The sequence below is a fragment of the Mycobacterium sp. ITM-2016-00317 genome (assembly GCF_002968295.1).
Classification (GTDB): Bacteria; Actinomycetota; Actinomycetes; order Mycobacteriales; family Mycobacteriaceae; genus Mycobacterium.
This window is the reverse complement of record NZ_CP134399.1, coordinates 2,246,851-2,263,775: the sequence shown is the minus strand read 5'-3', so window position 1 is coordinate 2,263,775 and position 16,925 is coordinate 2,246,851. Positions and strand designations below refer to the sequence as shown.

The following is a 16,925-nucleotide window of genomic DNA, read 5'->3' as shown; positions in this document are numbered from 1 at the left end:
CGAAAGCCCCCCGCCGGGGCGGCGGCGCATCGCGGCGATGCGCGGGTGGCAGGATGTGGGCGTGCCGAGCCCCCCGCCGACCGTCAGCCGTCGACGTGTGCTTGTCGGCGCGGTCGCACTCGCCGCCCTCGGTGCCGGTGCCGCCGCGTGCGGCGCCGCACCTCCGCCGCCCGATCTCGACGACCTCACCACCGCGCTGGACCGCGCCCGCGCCGACAGCAAGCTGGCCGCCGAACTGGCCTCGACGTCCCGCGGACGGCTCGCCGATGTACTGGCCGACGTCGCCGCGCAGCGGTCCGCGCACGCCGAGGCGCTGTCCGACGAGATCGTGCGACTGACCGGGCAGGCCGCGCCGAGCGCCGGTGCGACCTCCACGACGCCGTCCTCGGCGGCGTCGGTGCCTGCACCTACCGTCGACGACGTGATCGGCGCTCTGCGGGCCTCCGCCGACAGCGCCACCCAAGCCGCGGGTGCGCTGACCGGGTACCGCGCCGGGCTGCTCGCGTCGATCGCCGCGTCCTGCGCCTGCGCCTACACCGTGGCGCTGGCCGGTGCCGGGGGTGGGCGATGACCTCGCCGGCGCCGATGGCGCAGTCGCGGCCCGAGGATCCGACCGACGGCGCGCTGTTCGACGCCGTCGCCACCGAGCACGCCACGATCTACGGGTACGGGCTGGTGTCGGCGCACTCCACGCCCGACGTGAACTATCTGGTGTCCGACGCGATGGCCGAGCACCGGGCCCGCCGGGAGGCGGCGATCGCGCTGCTGACCGAACGTGGCGTCGACAGCCCGCTGCCCGCGGCCGGCTACCGGATGCCGTCTGAGGTGGACACCCCGACCGACGCGGTCAACCTCGCGATCACGATGGAAGAGGATGCAGCGGTCGCGTGGCGTGCGGTCGTCGAGCAGTCCGTCGACCCGTCGGTGCGGGCGCTGGGTGTGACCGCGCTGACCGAGTGCGCGCTCACCGCAGCGCGGTGGCGTGTACTGCGCGGCGACCCGTCGGTCACCGTGGCGTTCCCCGGCGGAGCCGAGTAGACCCGGTCATCCCCCGGTCAGCGCGGCGGTGATCTGTGCGGCCGCCTCGGCGGCCGGGATCTCGCGCTTGTCCCCGGTGAACCGGTCGCGCAGCTCGACCACTCCGTCGGCCCAGCCGCGGCCGACCACGACGGTCCACGGCACGCCGAGCAGTTCGGCGTCCTTGAACTTCACGCCGGGCGAGGCCGTCCGGTCGTCGAGCAGCACGTCCACACCGAGGCGGTCGAGTTCGGCGGCGAGCTCGGTGGCGCCGGTGCGTGCGTCGGCGTCCTTGTTCGCGATCACCACGTGCACGTCGAACGGTGACACGCTCGACGGCCAGCGCAGCCCGAACTCGTCGTGGTGCTGCTCGGCGATCACCGCGACCAGCCGGGACACCCCCATGCCGTAGCTGCCCATGGTCAGGCGCACCGGCCGGCCGTCCTCGCCGAGCACGTCGGCGTTGAACGCGTCGGCGTACTTGCGGCCCAGCTGGAACACGTGACCGATCTCGATGCCGCGGGCGGCGACCAGCGGGCCGCGCGTCCGGGGACGGGTCTCCTTCGCGGACCTCGGCGGCCTCGATCGTGCCGTCCGGGGTGAAGTCGCGGCCGGCGACCAGGTCGACGTAGTGCCTGCCGGGCTGGTCGGCGCCGGTGATCCACGCCGTGCCGTCCACCACCCGGGGGTCGACGAGGTAGCGGACACCGTTGGCCAGCAGCGCTTTCGGGCCGATGTACCCCTTCACCAGGAACGGGTGCCTGGCGAAGTCGGCGTCGTCGAGCATCGCGTACTCGGCGGGCTCCAGGGCCGCCCCGAGCCGTTTGTCGTCGACCTCCCGGTCACCCGGCACGCCGATCGCCAGCAGCTCCCATTCACCGCCCGGTTCGCGGACCTTGAGCAGCACGTTCTTCAACGTGTCGGCAGCGGTGACGGTGCGGCCCAGACCGGCGGTGTTGGCCCAGTCGACCAGCGTCGCGATCGTCGGGGTCTCGGGGGTGTCGTGGACGGTCGCGCCGGGCAGCTTCGCGATCTCGTCGGCAGGCAGCGGGTCGGGCGCGAGGGTGACCACGGCCTCGACGTTGGCGGCGTAGCCGGACTGCAGGCAGCGCACGTAGGTGTCCTCGCCGACCTCGCTCTCGGCGAGGAACTCCTCGGAGGCGCTGCCGCCCATCGCTCCGGACACCGCCGAGACCACCACGTAGCTGACCTTGAGCCGGTCGAAGATCCGCTGGTACGCCTCGCGGTGGGCGATGTAGGCGTTCTTCAGGCCTGCGTCGTCGATGTCGAACGAATACGAGTCCTTCATCAGGAACTCGCGGCCCCGCAGGATCCCGGCGCGGGGCCTGGCCTCGTCGCGGTACTTGTTCTGGATCTGGTAGAGCCGCAACGGGAAATCCTTGTACGACGAGTACTCGCCCTTGACCGTGAGGGTGAACACCTCTTCGTGGGTGGGGCCGAGCAGGTAGTCGTTGCCGCGACGGTCCTGGAGCCGGAACAGCGTGTCGCCGTACTCGGTCCACCGGTTGGTGGCCTCGTACGGGCCGCGGGGCAGCAGCGCCGGGAACAGGATCTCCTGTCCCCCGATGGCGTTCATCTCGTCGCGGACGATCTTCTCGATCTTGCGCAGCACCTTGAGCCCCAGCGGCAGCCAGGTGTACAGCCCGGGCCCGATGGGCCGGACGTAGCCGGCCCGGAGGAGCAACTTGTGGCTCGGGACCTCGGCGTCGGCCGGATCGTCGCGCAAAGTGCGCAGGAAAAGCTCGGACATGCGGGTGATCACAGCTGACAACCTTACTGACCGGCGTGGTCAGCACTCGCGCGCCTGTGGCGGCGCCGCGAAGTCGGCGGTGGCCGCGTTGTCACGCTGGCCGGCGACCTCGGCCAGCCGCCCGGTGAGCGCGTCGGTGATCAGCGTGTACGCGTCGGTGCCGAGCACCAGCCGCCGCGGCGGGACGTCGGCGTCGGCGGCCCGGATCATGGCGGCGACCACCCGGACGGGGTCGACGGCCATCTCGTCGGCGGTGGTGGGCGTGCCGTCGGCGGGCCCGCCGCGGTAGGGCGCGCTGAACGGGACGCGGGTCGCGGCGTCGAAGAAGCCCGTGCGCACGATGCCGGGGGCGACGAGCGTGGTGCGAATGCCGAACGGCTCCACCTCGGCGGCCATCGCGTCGTAGAAGCCCTCGATGCCCCACTTGGTGGCGTGGTAGAGCGAGAAGGCCGGGAACGTCATGTACCCGCCCATGCTCGACATCTGCATGAGCAGTCCGCCGCCCTGGGCCCTCAGGTGCGGCAGCGCCGCGCGGGCCAGCTGGATGGATCCGGTGAGGTTGGTGGCGATGACCTCGTCGATCTGCGTGTCGGTGAGATCCTCGGCCGCGCCGAAGATCCCGTACCCCGCGTTCGACACCACGACGTCGATGCGGTCGTGGGCGGCGAACGCCTCGTCCATCGCGGCGCGGACGTCGTCGGCGTCGGTGACGTCGAGCGCGCGGCGCCACAACCGGTCGCCGTGCTGCGCGGCGAGATCGTCGAGCTGTGCGGGACGGCGCAATGTCGCGGCGACACGATCGCCGCGGGCCAGCAGCTGCTCGACGAGTTCGCGGCCCATGCCGCGGGAGGTGCCGGTGACGAACCAGGTCTTGGTCACGAGGGTCCTTTCGGGGTTGTCCTACCCCTCGGTCAACCGGGATCGGGACCCACGTCAGTCCATACGCGCCATGACGATCACGGCGTGTAGCCATACGATCAGCGAATGGCTGAGCTGTCGCTGGAAGGCCTTCGGGTGTGTCGCGAGGTCGCGCTGCTGGGCTCGTTCACCGCCGCGGCGCGGTCGCTGGGGTACTCGCAGCCTGCGGTCTCGCGGCAGGTTGCGGCGATGGAGGCGGCCGTCGGCTACCGGTTGTTCGCCCGCGCTGTACGCGGGGTGAGCGTCACGCCGGCCGGTGCCGTGGTGGTCGAGCACGCGGCCCGCATCCTCGGCGCGACGGCTGCGCTGCGCCACGACGTGGACAGCCTCGGTGAACGGCTGGCCGGACGGGTGGCGGTGGGCGCCTTCCCGGCGGCCATGTCGGTACTCGTGCCCCGCACCGCGGCCCGCCTGGCGATCGACTACCCGGCACTGGCGATCGCGCTGACCGAGGGACCCTCGCGGACTCTGGTGCGCGATCTGCGGGCCGGTCGCCTCGATGTCGCGGTGATCGCGACGGGCCCCGGACTCCCCGACTACGACCTCGACGGCCTGATCCAGCACCGGATCTATGCCGGTGACATGTGCGTCGCGGTGCCGAGCGACCACCGCTTGGCGGGGCTCGGCCGGGTCGCGGTGCACGAACTCGCCGGTGAGCAGTGGATCGCCGGGGCGGGATCTGCCGGCCACCCGCAGTTCACCGCATGGCCGACGCTGGCGGAGCCGAACATCCGCTATCGCGTGGTCGGGTGGCCTGGCCCGGCTCGGGCTGGTGGCCGCGGGATTGGGCATCTGCGTGATGCCGGAACTGGCGGCGCTGTCGGTGCCCGCGGGCGTCACCACGGTCGGCGTCGACGACCCGGCCTGGCCGGGTCGCGCGTCGGTGGCACTGACGCCCACCGCGCCGAGTGAGGAGGTGCGGGCCGTCGTGACCGCGCTGCGTGCGGTCGCCGACGGGCTACGGCCGTCGGACTAGAGCTCTCCGGCGTCGATCGCGTCCTTGACCTCTTGCGCATGGGCGACCTGTTGGGCGGTGTACCCGATGAACAGAGCCACGGCGCCGACGATGACCGCGACGGCGGCGACCCACAGCAGGCCGTAGGAGTACCCCTGGTCCAGTGCGTGCATCTGCGCGGGGTTCATGTCCTTGACGGGACCGGTGGTGCCGCCGAGGTAGAGCGTGCGCGAGGTGATGACGGCCTGGATGATGGCCAGCACCACGGGACCGCCGAGGTTCTGCATCATCAGCGCGATCGCCGAGACGGGACCGATCTGGTCGAAGCCCACGCCGGCGATCGCCGAGATCATCAGCGGCACCACGATCATGCCGATGCCGAGGCCGCCGATCGTGATGGGCAGTACCAGGTTCGGGAAGTACGGGATGGTGGCGTCGAGTGTCGAGCCGTAGATCATCGCGGCGAGCACGAGGACGCCACCGCCGATCACCAGCACCCGCGGTGGATACTTCGAGACCAGCGCCGAGGACACGCCGAGGCCGATACCCAGGGCGATGACGAACGGGATGAAGCCGACGCCTGCCCGCAGGGCGCTGTAGCCCATGATGTCCTGGACGTAGAGCCCGATGGTCACGGTCAGCGTGAACATGACGCCGCCGGCCAGGAAGACCGCGGCGAAGGTGGCCACCCGGTTGCGGTCGAGGAAGAGCTCGAACGGCACGACCGGGTTCTCGGCGGTGCGCTCGACCCAGAGGAACGCGATCAGGCAGGCCACCGCGGTAATGCCGGACCCGATGGTGATCGGCGCCATCCAGCCCGCCTCGGGACCCATCGAGAAGCCGAACACCGCGGCCGTACAGCCCATCGTGGCGAGCAGCGCGCCGGCGGCGTCGAGCTTCAACCGCTCGCGGTTGGTCTCGCGCAGCGTCTTGCGCGCCAGGTAGATCATGATCAGGCCGATGGGGACGTTCACCAGGAACGCCAGGCGCCAGGAGACCTCGGTCAGTGCGCCGCCGACGACGAGGCCCATCACCGAGCCGACGCCGGTCATGGCCGCGAACACCGCTGTCGCGGCGTTGCGGGCCGGGCCTTTCGGGAAGGTCGTCGCGATCAACGCCAGCGCGGTCGGTGACGCGATCGCCGCGCCCACGCCCTGCAGGAGCCTCGCGGTCACCAGGGTCGCCTCGTCCCAGGCGATACCGCACAGGATGGAGGCGATCGTGAACAGTGCCACGCCGCCGATGAAGGTCCGCTTGCGGCCGATGGTGTCGCCGAGGCGGCCACCGAGGAGCATCAAGCCGCCGAACGTCAGTACGTAGGCGGTGATGACCCAGCTGCGACCCGCGTCGGACAGGTCGAGCTCGTCCTGGATCTTCGGGAGGGCGACGATCGCGATCGTGCTGTCCATCGTCGCCAATAACTGCATGCCACCGATCGCGATGACTGCGGCGAAGAATCTCCGCGACGGCAGCCATGCCGGGGTTCTGCTTGTTCGTGCTCCGTCTCCGCCGCGGCCACCCGCCGTCTCTCCCGAGCCGGACACGCGATCGGGCAGGGCTTGTTTCGAGGCCCGCTTCGAGCCTCGTTTGTCCCTGCCGTCTGCCTCACGTTGGATGGCGGCACGCTCCGAATCGTTGAGAGCCGTCATAAGCGGCTACCCTACAGTAATCTTAAGAGTCCTCTAAGCCCCGAAGCCGGCGACGGCCCCGATCACGATGATCGCAGGGGGCCTGATGCCGTCGGACCGGATCCGTTCCGGGGCGTCAGCCAGAGTCGCTCGCAAAGTCCGTTGCGCCGCGGTGGTCCCGTGCTGGACCACCAGAACCGGGGTATCCGCAGGTCTACCTCCCGCCAACAGCACTCGGACGAATTGCTCGATGCGCTCTACGGCCATCAGCAAAACGATCGTGCCGGTCATCGCGGCCAATGCATCCCAATTGACTAACGATTCGGGGTGGTCGGGCGCAACATGCCCGCTGACCACCACGAACTCATGGGTCAGGCCCCGGTGGGTGACGGGAATCCCGGCCAGGGCCGGAACGGCTATGGCGCTGGTCACACCGGGTACCACGGTCACCGGGACACCGGCCTCGGCGCACGCGATGACCTCTTCGTAACCGCGCGCGAACACGAACGGGTCGCCGCCCTTGAGCCGGACGACGAACTTGCCCTCCCGGGCCCGCGCGACCAGGACCTCGTTGATCGCGTCCTGCGCCATCGCCCGGCCGTACGGGATCTTGGCCGCGTCGATCACCTCGACGTCGGGCGACAGTTCCGACAGCAGGTCCTGCGGTGCCAGCCGGTCGGCGACCACGACGTCGGCGTGCGCGAGCAGCCGGCGCCCTCGCACGGTCACCAGTTCGGGATCCCCCGGCCCGCCGCCGACGAGTGCGACGGTCCCCTTGGTCACCCCGGGGGCGTCCGCACTGTCCACGCCGATGAGGCCCTGCTGCAGCGCCTCGCGGATCGCGGTGCGGATGCCCGCCGAGCGGCGGTGCTCCCCGCCGGCCAGCACGCCCACCGACAGCCCTTCGTATTCGAAGGTCGCCGGCGTGACCGCGGTGCCCTCGACGGCGATGTCGGCACGCACACAGAACACGCGCCTGCGTTCGGCCCCGGCCACGATCTCGGCGTTCACCGCGGGGTCGTCGGTGGCGGCGATGACGTACCAGGCGCCGTCCAGGTCGCTGTCGCGGAACTCGCGCAGCGTCAGGGTGATCTCGTCGATGGCCTCGACCGCCGGGGTGGCGGCCTTGGTGACCACGTGCACGTCGGCGCCGCTGGCGACCAGCAGCGGCAGCCGTCGTTGAGCGACGGTGCCGCCACCCACCACGACCACCTTCTTGCCGGCCAGACGCAGGCCCACCAGATAGGCGTTCTCGGAAGAACTCACACTGCTCCTGTTGTCCGCCGAACTCACCCGGCGAGCTTAGAGGTTGCTGCGGCCGCGACGAAGCGGGCGACCGCCTGCGGGTGCGCGGCAGGGTGGGTGTGCAGGTACCCGGCATGGACGCCGCCGGCCACCGCGCCGTCCTCGACCACCTGCCCGCCGCGGCCGGTGAAGCGCCAGGCCGGCTGCACAGTGTCGGCGAAACGCACTGCGGTGCGGTGGAATTCGTGTCCCGCCACCCGGTCCCCGACGGTGTGCAGGGCGGAGTCCGACACCGCCACCGCGTCGCGGTAGCCCAGGGTGAGCGAGTCGGTGAAGGTCGCCGACCCGGCGAGCACGCCACACATCGGGGCTCCGTCGAGGTCGTCGACCAGGTAGGTCAGTCCCGCGCACTCGGCGTGCACGGGCGCGCCGCGCGCGGCCAGCGCCCGGATCTGCGCGCGGACGGTGTCGTTGGCCGACAGCTGCGGCCCGAACTCCTCGGGGAAGCCGCCGGGCAGCACCACCGCCGCCGTGTCGGGGGGCAGCGGGTCCGACAGCGGGTCGAAGTCGGCGACCTCGGCACCGCACGCGGCCAGGATCTCGCGGTGCTCGGCGTAGCCGAAGGAGAACGCCCGGCCCGCCGCCATCGCGACGGTCACCGGACCGGCGGGCGTGTGGCGGGCCCGCAACCGGCTGGAGCCCACGGCGGGTCGGCGACCCGGCTCGCGGCCACGGCGGCCACCGCGTCGAGGTCGACGTGCCGGGCCACCAGGTCGGCCATCGCGGCCACCGCGTCGGTCGCCCGCCTGCCGTGTTCGACGGCGGTGACCAGACCCAGGTGGCGCGACGGCACGGCGAGCTCGGCGGCACGCGGGATCGCCCCCAGCACCTGCACGCCGGCTTGCTCGCACGCCTGGCGCAGCACTTCTTCGTGGCGGGGCGACCCGACCCGGTTCAGGATCACCCCGGCCAGCCGCACGGAGCGGTCGAAGGTCGCGAAGCCGTGCAGCAGTGCCGCGACGCTGTGGCTCTGCCCGCGGGCGTCGACCACCAGCACCACCGGCGCCCCGAGCAGCGCCGCGACGTGCGCGGTCGAGCCCTGGGCGGGCCCGACTCCGGGCCCGGCGGCGATGCGCCCGTCGAACAGCCCCATCACGCCTTCGACCACCGCGATGTCGGCGTCGTCGCTGCCGTGCCGGTACAGCGGCCCGATCAGGGGCTCCCCGACGAGCACCGGGTCCAGGTTGCGTCCCGGCCGGCCCGCCGCCAGCGCGTGGTAGCCCGGGTCGATGAAGTCGGGGCCGACCTTGAACGGGGCCACCCGGCGCCCCGCCCGGCGCAGCGCGCCGATCAGCCCGGTGGCGACGGTCGTCTTGCCGCTGCCGGACGCCGGCGCGGCGATCACCACCGCCGGGGTACTCACCCGCCGCTCCCCCGCCCCCACCACCTGCGCGAGCGTGCGTGTCTGCGGGCGACACTCCGGCAAGATCCCGAACTGTGCGCACGCTCGCGGGCAAGCGTCACCACTCGATGCCTTTCTGGCCCTTGCGGCCCGCGTCCATCGGATGCTTGACCTTGGTCATCTCGGTGACCAGGTCGGCGGCGTCGAGCAGCGCCTGTGGGGCGTCGCGGCCGGTGATCACCACGTGCTGAGTGCCGGGGCGGGCGGCCAGCGTCGACACCACCTCGTCGACGTCCACCCACCCCCACTTGAGCGGGTAGGTGAATTCGTCGAGCACATAGAAGTCGTGGCGCTCCTCGGCGAGCCTGCGCGCGATCTCGGCCCAGCCGTCGGCTGCGGCGGCGGCGTGGTCGACCTCGGAACCGGCTTTGCGGGTCCACGACCAGCCCGCGCCCATCTTGTGCCACTCCACCGGACCGCCGACCCCGCGCTCGTCGTGCGCGCGGCCGAGCTCACACAGCGCGGTCTCCTCACCCACCTTCCACTTCGCGCTCTTGACGAATTGGAAGACCGCGATGTCGAAACCCTGGTTCCACGCGCGCAGCGCCATCCCGAACGCGGCGGTCGACTTTCCCTTGCCGGGGCCGGTGTGCACCGCGAGCAGCGGGGCGTTGCGCCGCGCCCTGGTGGTCAGTCCGTCGTCGGGAACAGTCAGCGGTTGCCCTTGCGGCATCTCGCCACCTCTTTCTATGCAGCGTCTTTCTATGCGGCGTCCCGGCCGGCCTGCGCCTTGACCAGGGACGTCAGATTGTCGGCCCGCAGTTCGGCCAGGCGCACGGCCGGTGCGCCGAGCTGCCGGGCCAGGTCCTGAGCCAGGTCAAGCCGGATGTAGGACGTCTCGCAGTCGACGACGACCGCGGCCGCCCCCTCGGCGACCAGCCGGGCCGCCGCGGTGCGCATCCGGCCGAGCGGGTCCGGCCCGCCGGTGGCCCGCCCGTCGGTGAGCACCACGACCAGGCTGCGGCGCGCGCGGTCCCGGGCCCGTTCCCGGACCACCATGTCGCGTGCGGCCAGAAGACCTTGCGCCAGCGGTGTTTTCCCGCCGGTGTCGAACTGTGCGAGCCTGCGGCTGGCGATGTAGACCGACGAGGTCGGCGGCAGCAGCACGCGGGCGTCCTGCCCGCGGAAGGTGATGACCGCGACCTTGTCCCGGCGCTGGTAGGCGTCGCGCAGCAGCGACAGCGTCGCCCCACCCACCGCCGACATCCGGTCCCGGGCCGCCATCGATCCGGACGCGTCGACCACGAAGATCACCAGGTTGCCCTCGCGACCCTCCCGGACCGCGCGCCGGACGTCGTCGGGACCGGGCCGCACCGCGCCGGGGCCGGTCTTGCGGCCCGCGGCCGCGAGCAGCGTGGCGAACACGTGCATGCCGTGCCCGGACTCGCGCTCCGCGGTCGCCGACACGACCGTGCCGGTGCGGTTGCGGGCCCGCGACCGGCGGCCGGGCGCGCCCTCCCCGACACCGGGGACGACCAGCGCCCTGGTCTTGAACGCATCCGACGGAGCCGCACTCTGCCCGGTCGGCGGCGGCGAATTCCGTTGCTGCGCCTGCCCGTCGGACGGGGACTGCGGCCCGCTCTCGGGCGCACCGCCACCGCCGCCATCCGGATCCGGATCCGGGTCCGGCTCGGGCTCCCCCTCGGCGGACTCGGCGGCGGACTCGGTGGCGGCCTGTTCCATCGCCTCGTCGAGGCGATCCTGATCCAGGCCGGGATCGTCGAACGGATCGCGACGGCGGCGGTGCGGCAGCGCGAGTTCGGCGGCGATCCGGATGTCCTCTTCCCCGACGGTGATACCACCCGTCGCCCCGGTGACATCACCCGTCGCTGCGCTCGCCCCGGGGGCGCACCCTCGCCACGCCGCGTGCGCGACAGCGGTGCGCGCGACCACCAGGTCGGCGCGCATCCCGTCGACGTCGAACGCCGCACACAGCGCGGCGATGCGCCGTAATTCCTTGTCGGGCAACACGACATCGGCGACCAACGCCCGCGCGGCCGCGATCCGGTCGGCCAACTCGGCGTCCTCGGCGGCGTACCGTTCGGCGAACGCCGCAGGATCTGCCTCGTAGGCCAGCCGCGCGCGGATCACCTCGGCGCGGACGTCGACGTCGCGGGAGGCCACCACGTCGACGGTGAGGCCGAACCGGTCGAGCAACTGCGGCCGCAGCTCGCCTTCTTCGGGGTTCATCGTGCCGACGAGCACGAAGCGCGCGTCGTGGCTGTGCGACACACCGTCGCGCTCGATGTGCACCCGGCCCATCGCGGCCGCGTCGAGCAGCACGTCGACCAGGTGATCGTGCAGCAGGTTGACCTCGTCGACGTAGAGCACGCCGCGATGGGCGCGGGCCAGCAGACCCGGCGAGAACGCGTGTTCGCCGTCGCGCAGCACCTTCTGCAGATCGAGCGAGCCGACCACGCGGTCCTCGGTGGCGCCGATCGGCAGTTCCACCAGATGCCCGCCGGGCTCGCCAGACGTCTTGTGCGCCGCCGACAGTACCTGCGCCAGCCCGCGCACGGCCGTCGACTTCGCGGTGCCCTTCTCGCCGCGGATCAGCACGCCGCCGATGTCGGGCCGCACCGCACACAGCATCAGCGCGAGCCGCAGCCGGTCGTGTCCGATGACGGCGCTGAACGGATAGATCGGCGGCGACTCCACCGGCGAGGTCACGGCTTCACCATCGGCACGTGCGGGATGCCGTCGTCGAGGAACTCGTCGCCGGCACGGACGAACCCGTGCCTGCCGTACATCTCCTCCAGGTAGGTCTGCGCATCGATGTGGCACGGGTAGTCGCCCACCTCGGCCAGCGCGGCCTGCAGCAAGCGGGCGGTGTGCCCGTGGCCGCGGTCGCTGCGTTTGGTGCAGACCCGCCCGATCCGGAACGCCTTCTGCCCGCCGGGATGCTCCTCCATCAACCGCAAGGTCGAAATGACTTCTCCTTCAGGGTTTTCCAGCCAGAAGTGACGCGTCTCGGCCAGCAGGTCGCGGCCGTCGAGTTCGGGGTACGGAGTGGCCTGTTCGACGACGAACACCTCGACGCGCAGCTTCAGCAGTTCGTAGAGCGTCGCGGCGTCCAGGTCCTTGGCCCAGCTGCGCCGCAACGCGACCGCCATCCGGTCCCTACTCAAACGGTCGCTGCGTCGGTCGGCGTGTGCTCGGTGCCCGCGGTCGACACGTCCCCGCTGGTGGCCGGCACACCGCCCGCGGGCTTGTCGAGCTTGAGCACCTTCGTCCCGTGCGCCCAGATCTGCTCGAAAAGCGCAGGCTCATCGGACAATTGGACACCCAGCGACGGCACGATCTCCTTGAACCTGGTCTCCCAGGATGGGTACCGGTCGGCGAAGCAGCGCTTCATCACGTCGAACATCGCGGGCACCGCGGTCGAGGCTCCCGGCGATGCACCGAGCAGACCGGCGATGCTGCCGTCGGCCGCGGCAAGCACCGTGGTGCCGAACTCCAGCACCCCGCCCTTGCCCTTGGCCTTGCGGATCACCTGCACGCGCTGTCCGGCGATGTCGAGTTCCCAGTCGGAGTCCTTTGCGCTGGGGGCGAAGTCGCGCAGATTCTCCACCCGGGCCGGCTCGCTGAGCAGCAGCTGGCCGATCAGGTACTTCAGCAGTCCCATCTCGGTCAGGCCCACACCTAGCATCGACACCAGGTTGTCGGGTTTGACCGAGAACGGCAGATCGGTGACCTTGCCCTGCTTGAGGAACTTCGGCGACCAGCCCGCGAACGGCCCGAACAGCAGCCACGACTTGTCGTTGATCACGCGGGTGTCCAGGTGCGGCACCGACATCGGCGGCGCACCCAGCGGCGGCAGCCCGTAGACCTTGGCCTGGTGCCTGGCCGTCAGCTCCGGCTTGCCGGTGCGCAGCCACTGACCGCCGACCGGGAAACCACCGAAGCCCTTGGCTTCCTTGATGCCGGCCTTCTGCAGCAGCGGCAGCGCACCGCCGCCGGCACCGACGAACACGAACTTCGCGTTGAACGTGCGCTTCTGGCCGGTCCGGCGGTTGACCACCTTGACCGTCCACGTGCTGTCGGAGTTCTGGCTGAGATTCGTCACCTGGTGGCCGAACAGGGTTTCCATCCCCTGCTGGGCGCTGTACCCGAGGAGCTGGCGCGACAGCGCGCCGAAGTCGACGTCGGTGCCGTCCTGGGTCCAGTTCAGGCCGACCGGCTCGCGCATGTCGCGGCCGTCGGCCATCAGCGGCAGCCGGCGGGCGAACTCGTCGGGGCTGTCGATGAACTCCATGGTCGCGAACAGCGGGTTGGTGACCAGCGCGTTGTAGCGCTTGCGCAGGTACTGCACGTTGTCGGCGCCGCTGACGAAGCTGACGTGCGGGATCGGGTTGAGGAAGCTGCGCACGTCGGGCAGCACACCGTTCTCGACGGCGTAGGTCCAGAACTGGCGCGACACCTGGAACTGCTCGTTGACGTTGACCGCCTTGGCGATGTCGATCGAGCCGTCGGGCCGGGCCGGGGTGTAGTTGAGCTCACACAGCGCGGAGTGGCCGGTGCCCGCGTTGTTCCACGGATCGCTGCTCTCGGCCGCCGCACCGTCGAGGCGCTCGACCAACGTCATCGACCAGTTGGGTTCCACCAGGCGCAGCAACACGCTCAGGGTGGCGCTCATGATGCCCGCTCCGACCAGCAGGACGTCTGTCTTCTGTGGTTCTGACACCTTCTCGATGGTCCTTCGTGGTCGCTGCCCGCTGCAACACGGCTTACCGGTGTTCAGGTTATCCCGCCGGGCCCGGCACTAACCCGCCGACCACTGTCGGGAGCACTAGGGTGGCGAACGTGTCTGGATGGGAGCCCGACGTGCTGCCCGGATACGTGCGGCGCACCTTCGCGCTGGGGCCCGATCCCGACGGCGAGGGCGAGCTCGTCGCGACGCTGGTGCGCCGCGGCCAGGCGGAGCCGTCGGCGCGGCACGCGGTGCTGGTGGTGCACGGTTTCACCGACTACTTCTTCCACACCGAGCTCGCCGACCACTTCGCCGCCCGCGGGTTCGACTTCTATGCCATCGATCTGCACAAGTGCGGGCGGTCGCACCGGGCGGGCCAGACCCCGCACTTCACCACCGACCTGAGGCGCTACGACGCGGAGCTCGACGCCGCCCTCGACGTCGTCGCCGCCGCGGGTCCGGTGCGGGTGCTGATGTACGGGCATTCGGCGGGTGGGCTGGTGGTGTCGTGGTGGCTGCACCGCCTGCGCTCCCGGCGACCGGAACTGCACCGGCACATCTCGGGGCTGGTGCTCAACAGCCCGTGGCTGGACCTACAGGGCCCCGCGGTGCTGCGCACGCCGGCCGTGTCGGCGACGCTGACGGCCATGCGCCGGCTGCGCAAGAACTCGGTGGTGCGGCGCCCGGGCCAGGGTGGCTACGGCGCGACGCTGCACCGGGACTACGGCGGCGACTTCGACTACAACCTGCAGTGGAAACCGGTCGGCGGGTTCCCTGTCACCTACGGCTGGATCCACGCGATCCGGCGGGCCCAGGCCAGGTTGCACCGCGGCCTCGACGTCGGCGTGCCCAATCTGATCCTGCGGTCGGACCACAGCGTGCGCGAGGTCGCCGATCCGGAACGGATCCAGCGCGGCGACGCGGTGCTCGACGTCGGCCAGATCGCCCGCTGGGCGGGCTGTATCGGGAACCGGACGACGATCGTGCCGATCGCCGACGCCAAGCACGACGTGTTCCTGTCGCTGCCCGAGCCGCGCCGGGCGGCCTACGCCGAACTGGATCGCTGGCTGGACTGGTATCTGGCCGAGACTCCGCAATCCCCCACCCCACTGAACGAAAGCGGAAGCCATGGCTGACTTCGACATCGCGATCATCGGCACCGGCTCCGGGAACTCGATCCTGGACGAGCGCTACGTCGACAAGCGGGTGGCGATCTGCGAGAAGGGCCTGTTCGGCGGCACCTGCCTCAACGTCGGTTGCATCCCCACCAAGATGTTCGTCTACGCCGCCGGGGTGGCCGAGCAGATCCGGGAGTCGAGCCGGTTCGGCGTGGACGGCCATATCGACGGCGTGCGCTGGACGGACATCGTGTCGCGGGTGTTCGGCCGCATCGACCCCCTGGCCAGCGGCGGCGAACACTACCGGCGGTCCTCGCCGAACGTCGAGGTCTTCGCCAGCCACACCCGGTTCGCCGGCCGCGAAGCCGACGGCGCGTACCGGCTGCGCACCGACGACGGCGACGAGTTCACCGCCGAGCAGGTGGTGATCGCCGCAGGCGCGCGGGCCACGGTGCCGCCGGCGATCGCCGACTGCGGGGTCAGATACCACACCAGCGACACGATCATGCGGATCTCGGAGCTGCCCGAGCACCTGGTCATCGTCGGCGGCGGGTTCGTGGCGGCCGAGTTCGCGCACGTGTTCTCCTCGCTGGGTTCGCGGGTGACGATCGTGCTGCGCGGGACGACCATGCTGACCCACTCTGACGACACCGTCTGCGAGCGGTTCACCGACATCGCGGGCAAGAAGTGGGAGATCCGCAGCAGGCGCAACATCGTGGCCAGCAAGTCGACGGGCCCGGACGACTCAGGCGTGACGCTGGTCCTCGACGACGACTCCACCGTGCGCGCCGACGCGCTGCTGGTGGCCACCGGCCGCATCCCCAACGGTGACCAGCTCGACGCGCACCTGGCCGGCGTCGAGGTCGCCGACGGTCGGGTCGTGGTCGACGAATTCCAGCGCACCACGGCACGCAACGTCTTCGCACTCGGCGACATCAGCTCGCCCTATCAGCTCAAACACGTCGCCAACCACGAGGCCCGGGTGGTCAAGCACAATCTGCTGCAGGACTGGGACGACACCGAGGCCCTGATGCCGGCCAACCACCGCCACGTGCCGTCGGCGGTGTTCACCGAACCCCAGATCGCGTCGGTCGGGTTGACCGAGAACCAGGCGCGCGCAGCGGGTTACCGCATCCGGTCCAAGGTGCAGGACTACGGCGACGTGGCCTACGGCTGGGCGATGGAGGACTCCACCGGGTTCGCGAAGCTGATCGTCGACGACGACACCGGGCTGTTGCTCGGCGCGCACATCATGGGCCATCAGGCGTCGTCGATCATCCAGCCGCTGGTGCAGGCGATGGCGTTCGACCTGCCCGCCCAGGACATGGCGCGGGGTCAGTACTGGATCCACCCGGCACTGCCCGAGGTGGTCGAGAACGCGTTGCTGGCGCTGTGCGGGGAACCTCCGTGGCCGCCATCCAAGCGACACTGAATCCGCTTGCCGCGCAACGCTCATGCCGCCTGGTTGCCGCGCAGGTAGCCGCGGGCGGTGGCGACGTCGAACAGAAGTGTGCGCAGGGTGCGCCTGCCGCGGTGCAGACGCGACATCACGGTGCCGAGCGGAATGTCGAGGATGAACGCGATCTCGCGGTAGCGCAGGCCTTCCACGTCGGCGTAGTACACGACCAGTCGCTGGTCTTCGCGGAGCCGGGCGAGGGCGTCTCTGACCTCGGCGTCGCCCATCGCTTCGAGCGCGGCGAGCTCGGCCGACGGCAGTCCGGTGCCGCTGTGGCGCGCCTGCCCGGCCAGTTGCGCGTCGGTGATCCCTTCGGAGAGAACCTCTTCCGGTCTGCACTGGGTCTTGCGGTAGGAGTTGATCCACGTGTTGGTCATGATTCGCAGCAACCAGGCGCGGACGTTGGTGCCGTCCTCGAACCGGTGGAATCCGCGGTACGCCTTGATCATCGTCTCCTGCACCAGATCCTCGGCGTCTGCGGGGCTGCCGGTGTGCCGGCGCGCGGCCCGGTAGAGCTGATCGATCAGCGGTAGCACGTCGCGCTCGAACCGTTCCAGGACGGTGTCCTCCGAAATGGGAGCCATTGTCATCCTCCAAAGGCATTCTCTGACTGGTGATCCCACTGTATGGACGATCCGGTCGAGCTGACCGATTCGCATAGGAAC

At 70.9% G+C, this 16,925-nt stretch carries 12 protein-coding genes and 3 pseudogenes; 5 read left to right on the top strand and 10 right to left on the bottom strand.

Annotated features, from left to right (window positions below; translation table 11 throughout):
* Positions 1-37 precede the first annotated feature (37 nt).
* Both C6A87_RS10780 and C6A87_RS10775 read left to right on the top strand, forming a co-directional pair.
* Positions 38-571, top strand: coding sequence for a hypothetical protein (locus C6A87_RS10780; protein ID WP_311117214.1), 534 nt, complete (start codon positions 38-40; stop codon positions 569-571).
* On the top strand, positions 568-1,038 hold the full coding sequence (locus C6A87_RS10775; protein ID WP_311117213.1) for a ferritin-like domain-containing protein: 471 nt from the start codon (positions 568-570) through the stop codon (positions 1,036-1,038). Before C6A87_RS10780 ends, C6A87_RS10775 begins: the two co-directional genes overlap by 4 nt.
* A 6-nt stretch (positions 1,039-1,044) precedes the next feature.
* Here the strand turns inward: C6A87_RS10775 and C6A87_RS10770 are convergent.
* Positions 1,045-2,800 (bottom strand): annotated as a pseudogene (locus tag C6A87_RS10770) (proline--tRNA ligase).
* Between the two features lie 27 nt (positions 2,801-2,827).
* Positions 2,828-3,667: an SDR family oxidoreductase gene (locus C6A87_RS10765; RefSeq protein WP_311117212.1), complete on the bottom strand. Its 840-nt coding sequence runs from the start codon at positions 3,665-3,667 to the stop codon at positions 2,828-2,830.
* A gap of 105 nt (positions 3,668-3,772) precedes the next feature.
* On the opposite strand from C6A87_RS10765, the gene C6A87_RS10760 reads away from it, so the two are divergent.
* Positions 3,773-4,618, top strand: coding sequence for a LysR family transcriptional regulator (locus C6A87_RS10760; RefSeq protein WP_311117211.1), 846 nt, complete (start codon positions 3,773-3,775; stop codon positions 4,616-4,618).
* Between the two features lie 60 nt (positions 4,619-4,678).
* Here the strand turns inward: C6A87_RS10760 and C6A87_RS10755 are convergent, their stop codons facing one another.
* From C6A87_RS10755 to mqo, 7 genes and pseudogenes are all read right to left on the bottom strand, one after another.
* Positions 4,679-6,310, bottom strand: a complete 1,632-nt coding sequence (locus C6A87_RS10755; protein ID WP_311117210.1) for an MFS transporter — start codon at positions 6,308-6,310, stop codon at positions 4,679-4,681.
* 11 nt (positions 6,311-6,321) lie between these two features.
* Positions 6,322-7,555: pseudogene (gene cobA / locus C6A87_RS10750) on the bottom strand (uroporphyrinogen-III C-methyltransferase).
* A 23-nt stretch (positions 7,556-7,578) separates the two neighbouring features.
* Positions 7,579-8,957, bottom strand: a pseudogene (locus C6A87_RS10745) (cobyrinate a,c-diamide synthase).
* 97 nt (positions 8,958-9,054) lie between these two features.
* Entirely contained in the window at positions 9,055-9,669 is a 615-nt protein-coding gene (cobO, locus tag C6A87_RS10740) for a cob(I)yrinic acid a,c-diamide adenosyltransferase (protein ID WP_311117208.1), read from the bottom strand.
* Positions 9,670-9,698: 29 nt separating this feature from the next.
* Positions 9,699-11,588 carry a magnesium chelatase subunit D family protein gene (locus C6A87_RS10735; protein WP_396837087.1) on the bottom strand — a complete coding sequence of 630 codons (1,890 nt, stop codon included), beginning with the start codon at positions 11,586-11,588 and terminating at the stop codon, positions 9,699-9,701.
* 74 nt (positions 11,589-11,662) lie between these two features.
* A complete protein-coding gene (locus tag C6A87_RS10730) occupies positions 11,663-12,109 on the bottom strand; it encodes a GNAT family N-acetyltransferase (RefSeq protein ID WP_311117206.1) in 447 nt (148 codons plus the stop codon).
* Positions 12,110-12,120: 11 nt separating this feature from the next.
* Positions 12,121-13,680, bottom strand: coding sequence for a malate dehydrogenase (quinone) (gene mqo / locus C6A87_RS10725; RefSeq protein WP_311117205.1), 1,560 nt, complete (start codon positions 13,678-13,680; stop codon positions 12,121-12,123).
* A gap of 119 nt (positions 13,681-13,799) precedes the next feature.
* Here mqo and C6A87_RS10720 point away from each other — a divergent pair, with 119 nt between their 5' ends.
* Together C6A87_RS10720 and mtr are read left to right on the top strand one after the other, a co-directional pair.
* Complete coding sequence (locus C6A87_RS10720; protein WP_311117204.1) at positions 13,800-14,822, top strand: alpha/beta hydrolase; 1,023 nt, start codon at positions 13,800-13,802, stop codon at positions 14,820-14,822.
* Entirely contained in the window at positions 14,815-16,236 is a 1,422-nt protein-coding gene (gene mtr / locus C6A87_RS10715) for a mycothione reductase (protein ID WP_311117203.1), read from the top strand. The genes C6A87_RS10720 and mtr overlap by 8 nt, the downstream gene beginning before the upstream one ends.
* Positions 16,237-16,256: 20 nt before the next feature.
* Here the strand turns inward: mtr and C6A87_RS10710 are convergent, their stop codons facing one another.
* Complete coding sequence (locus C6A87_RS10710) at positions 16,257-16,850, bottom strand: sigma-70 family RNA polymerase sigma factor (RefSeq protein WP_311117202.1); 594 nt, start codon at positions 16,848-16,850, stop codon at positions 16,257-16,259.
* Positions 16,851-16,925 lie beyond the last annotated feature (75 nt).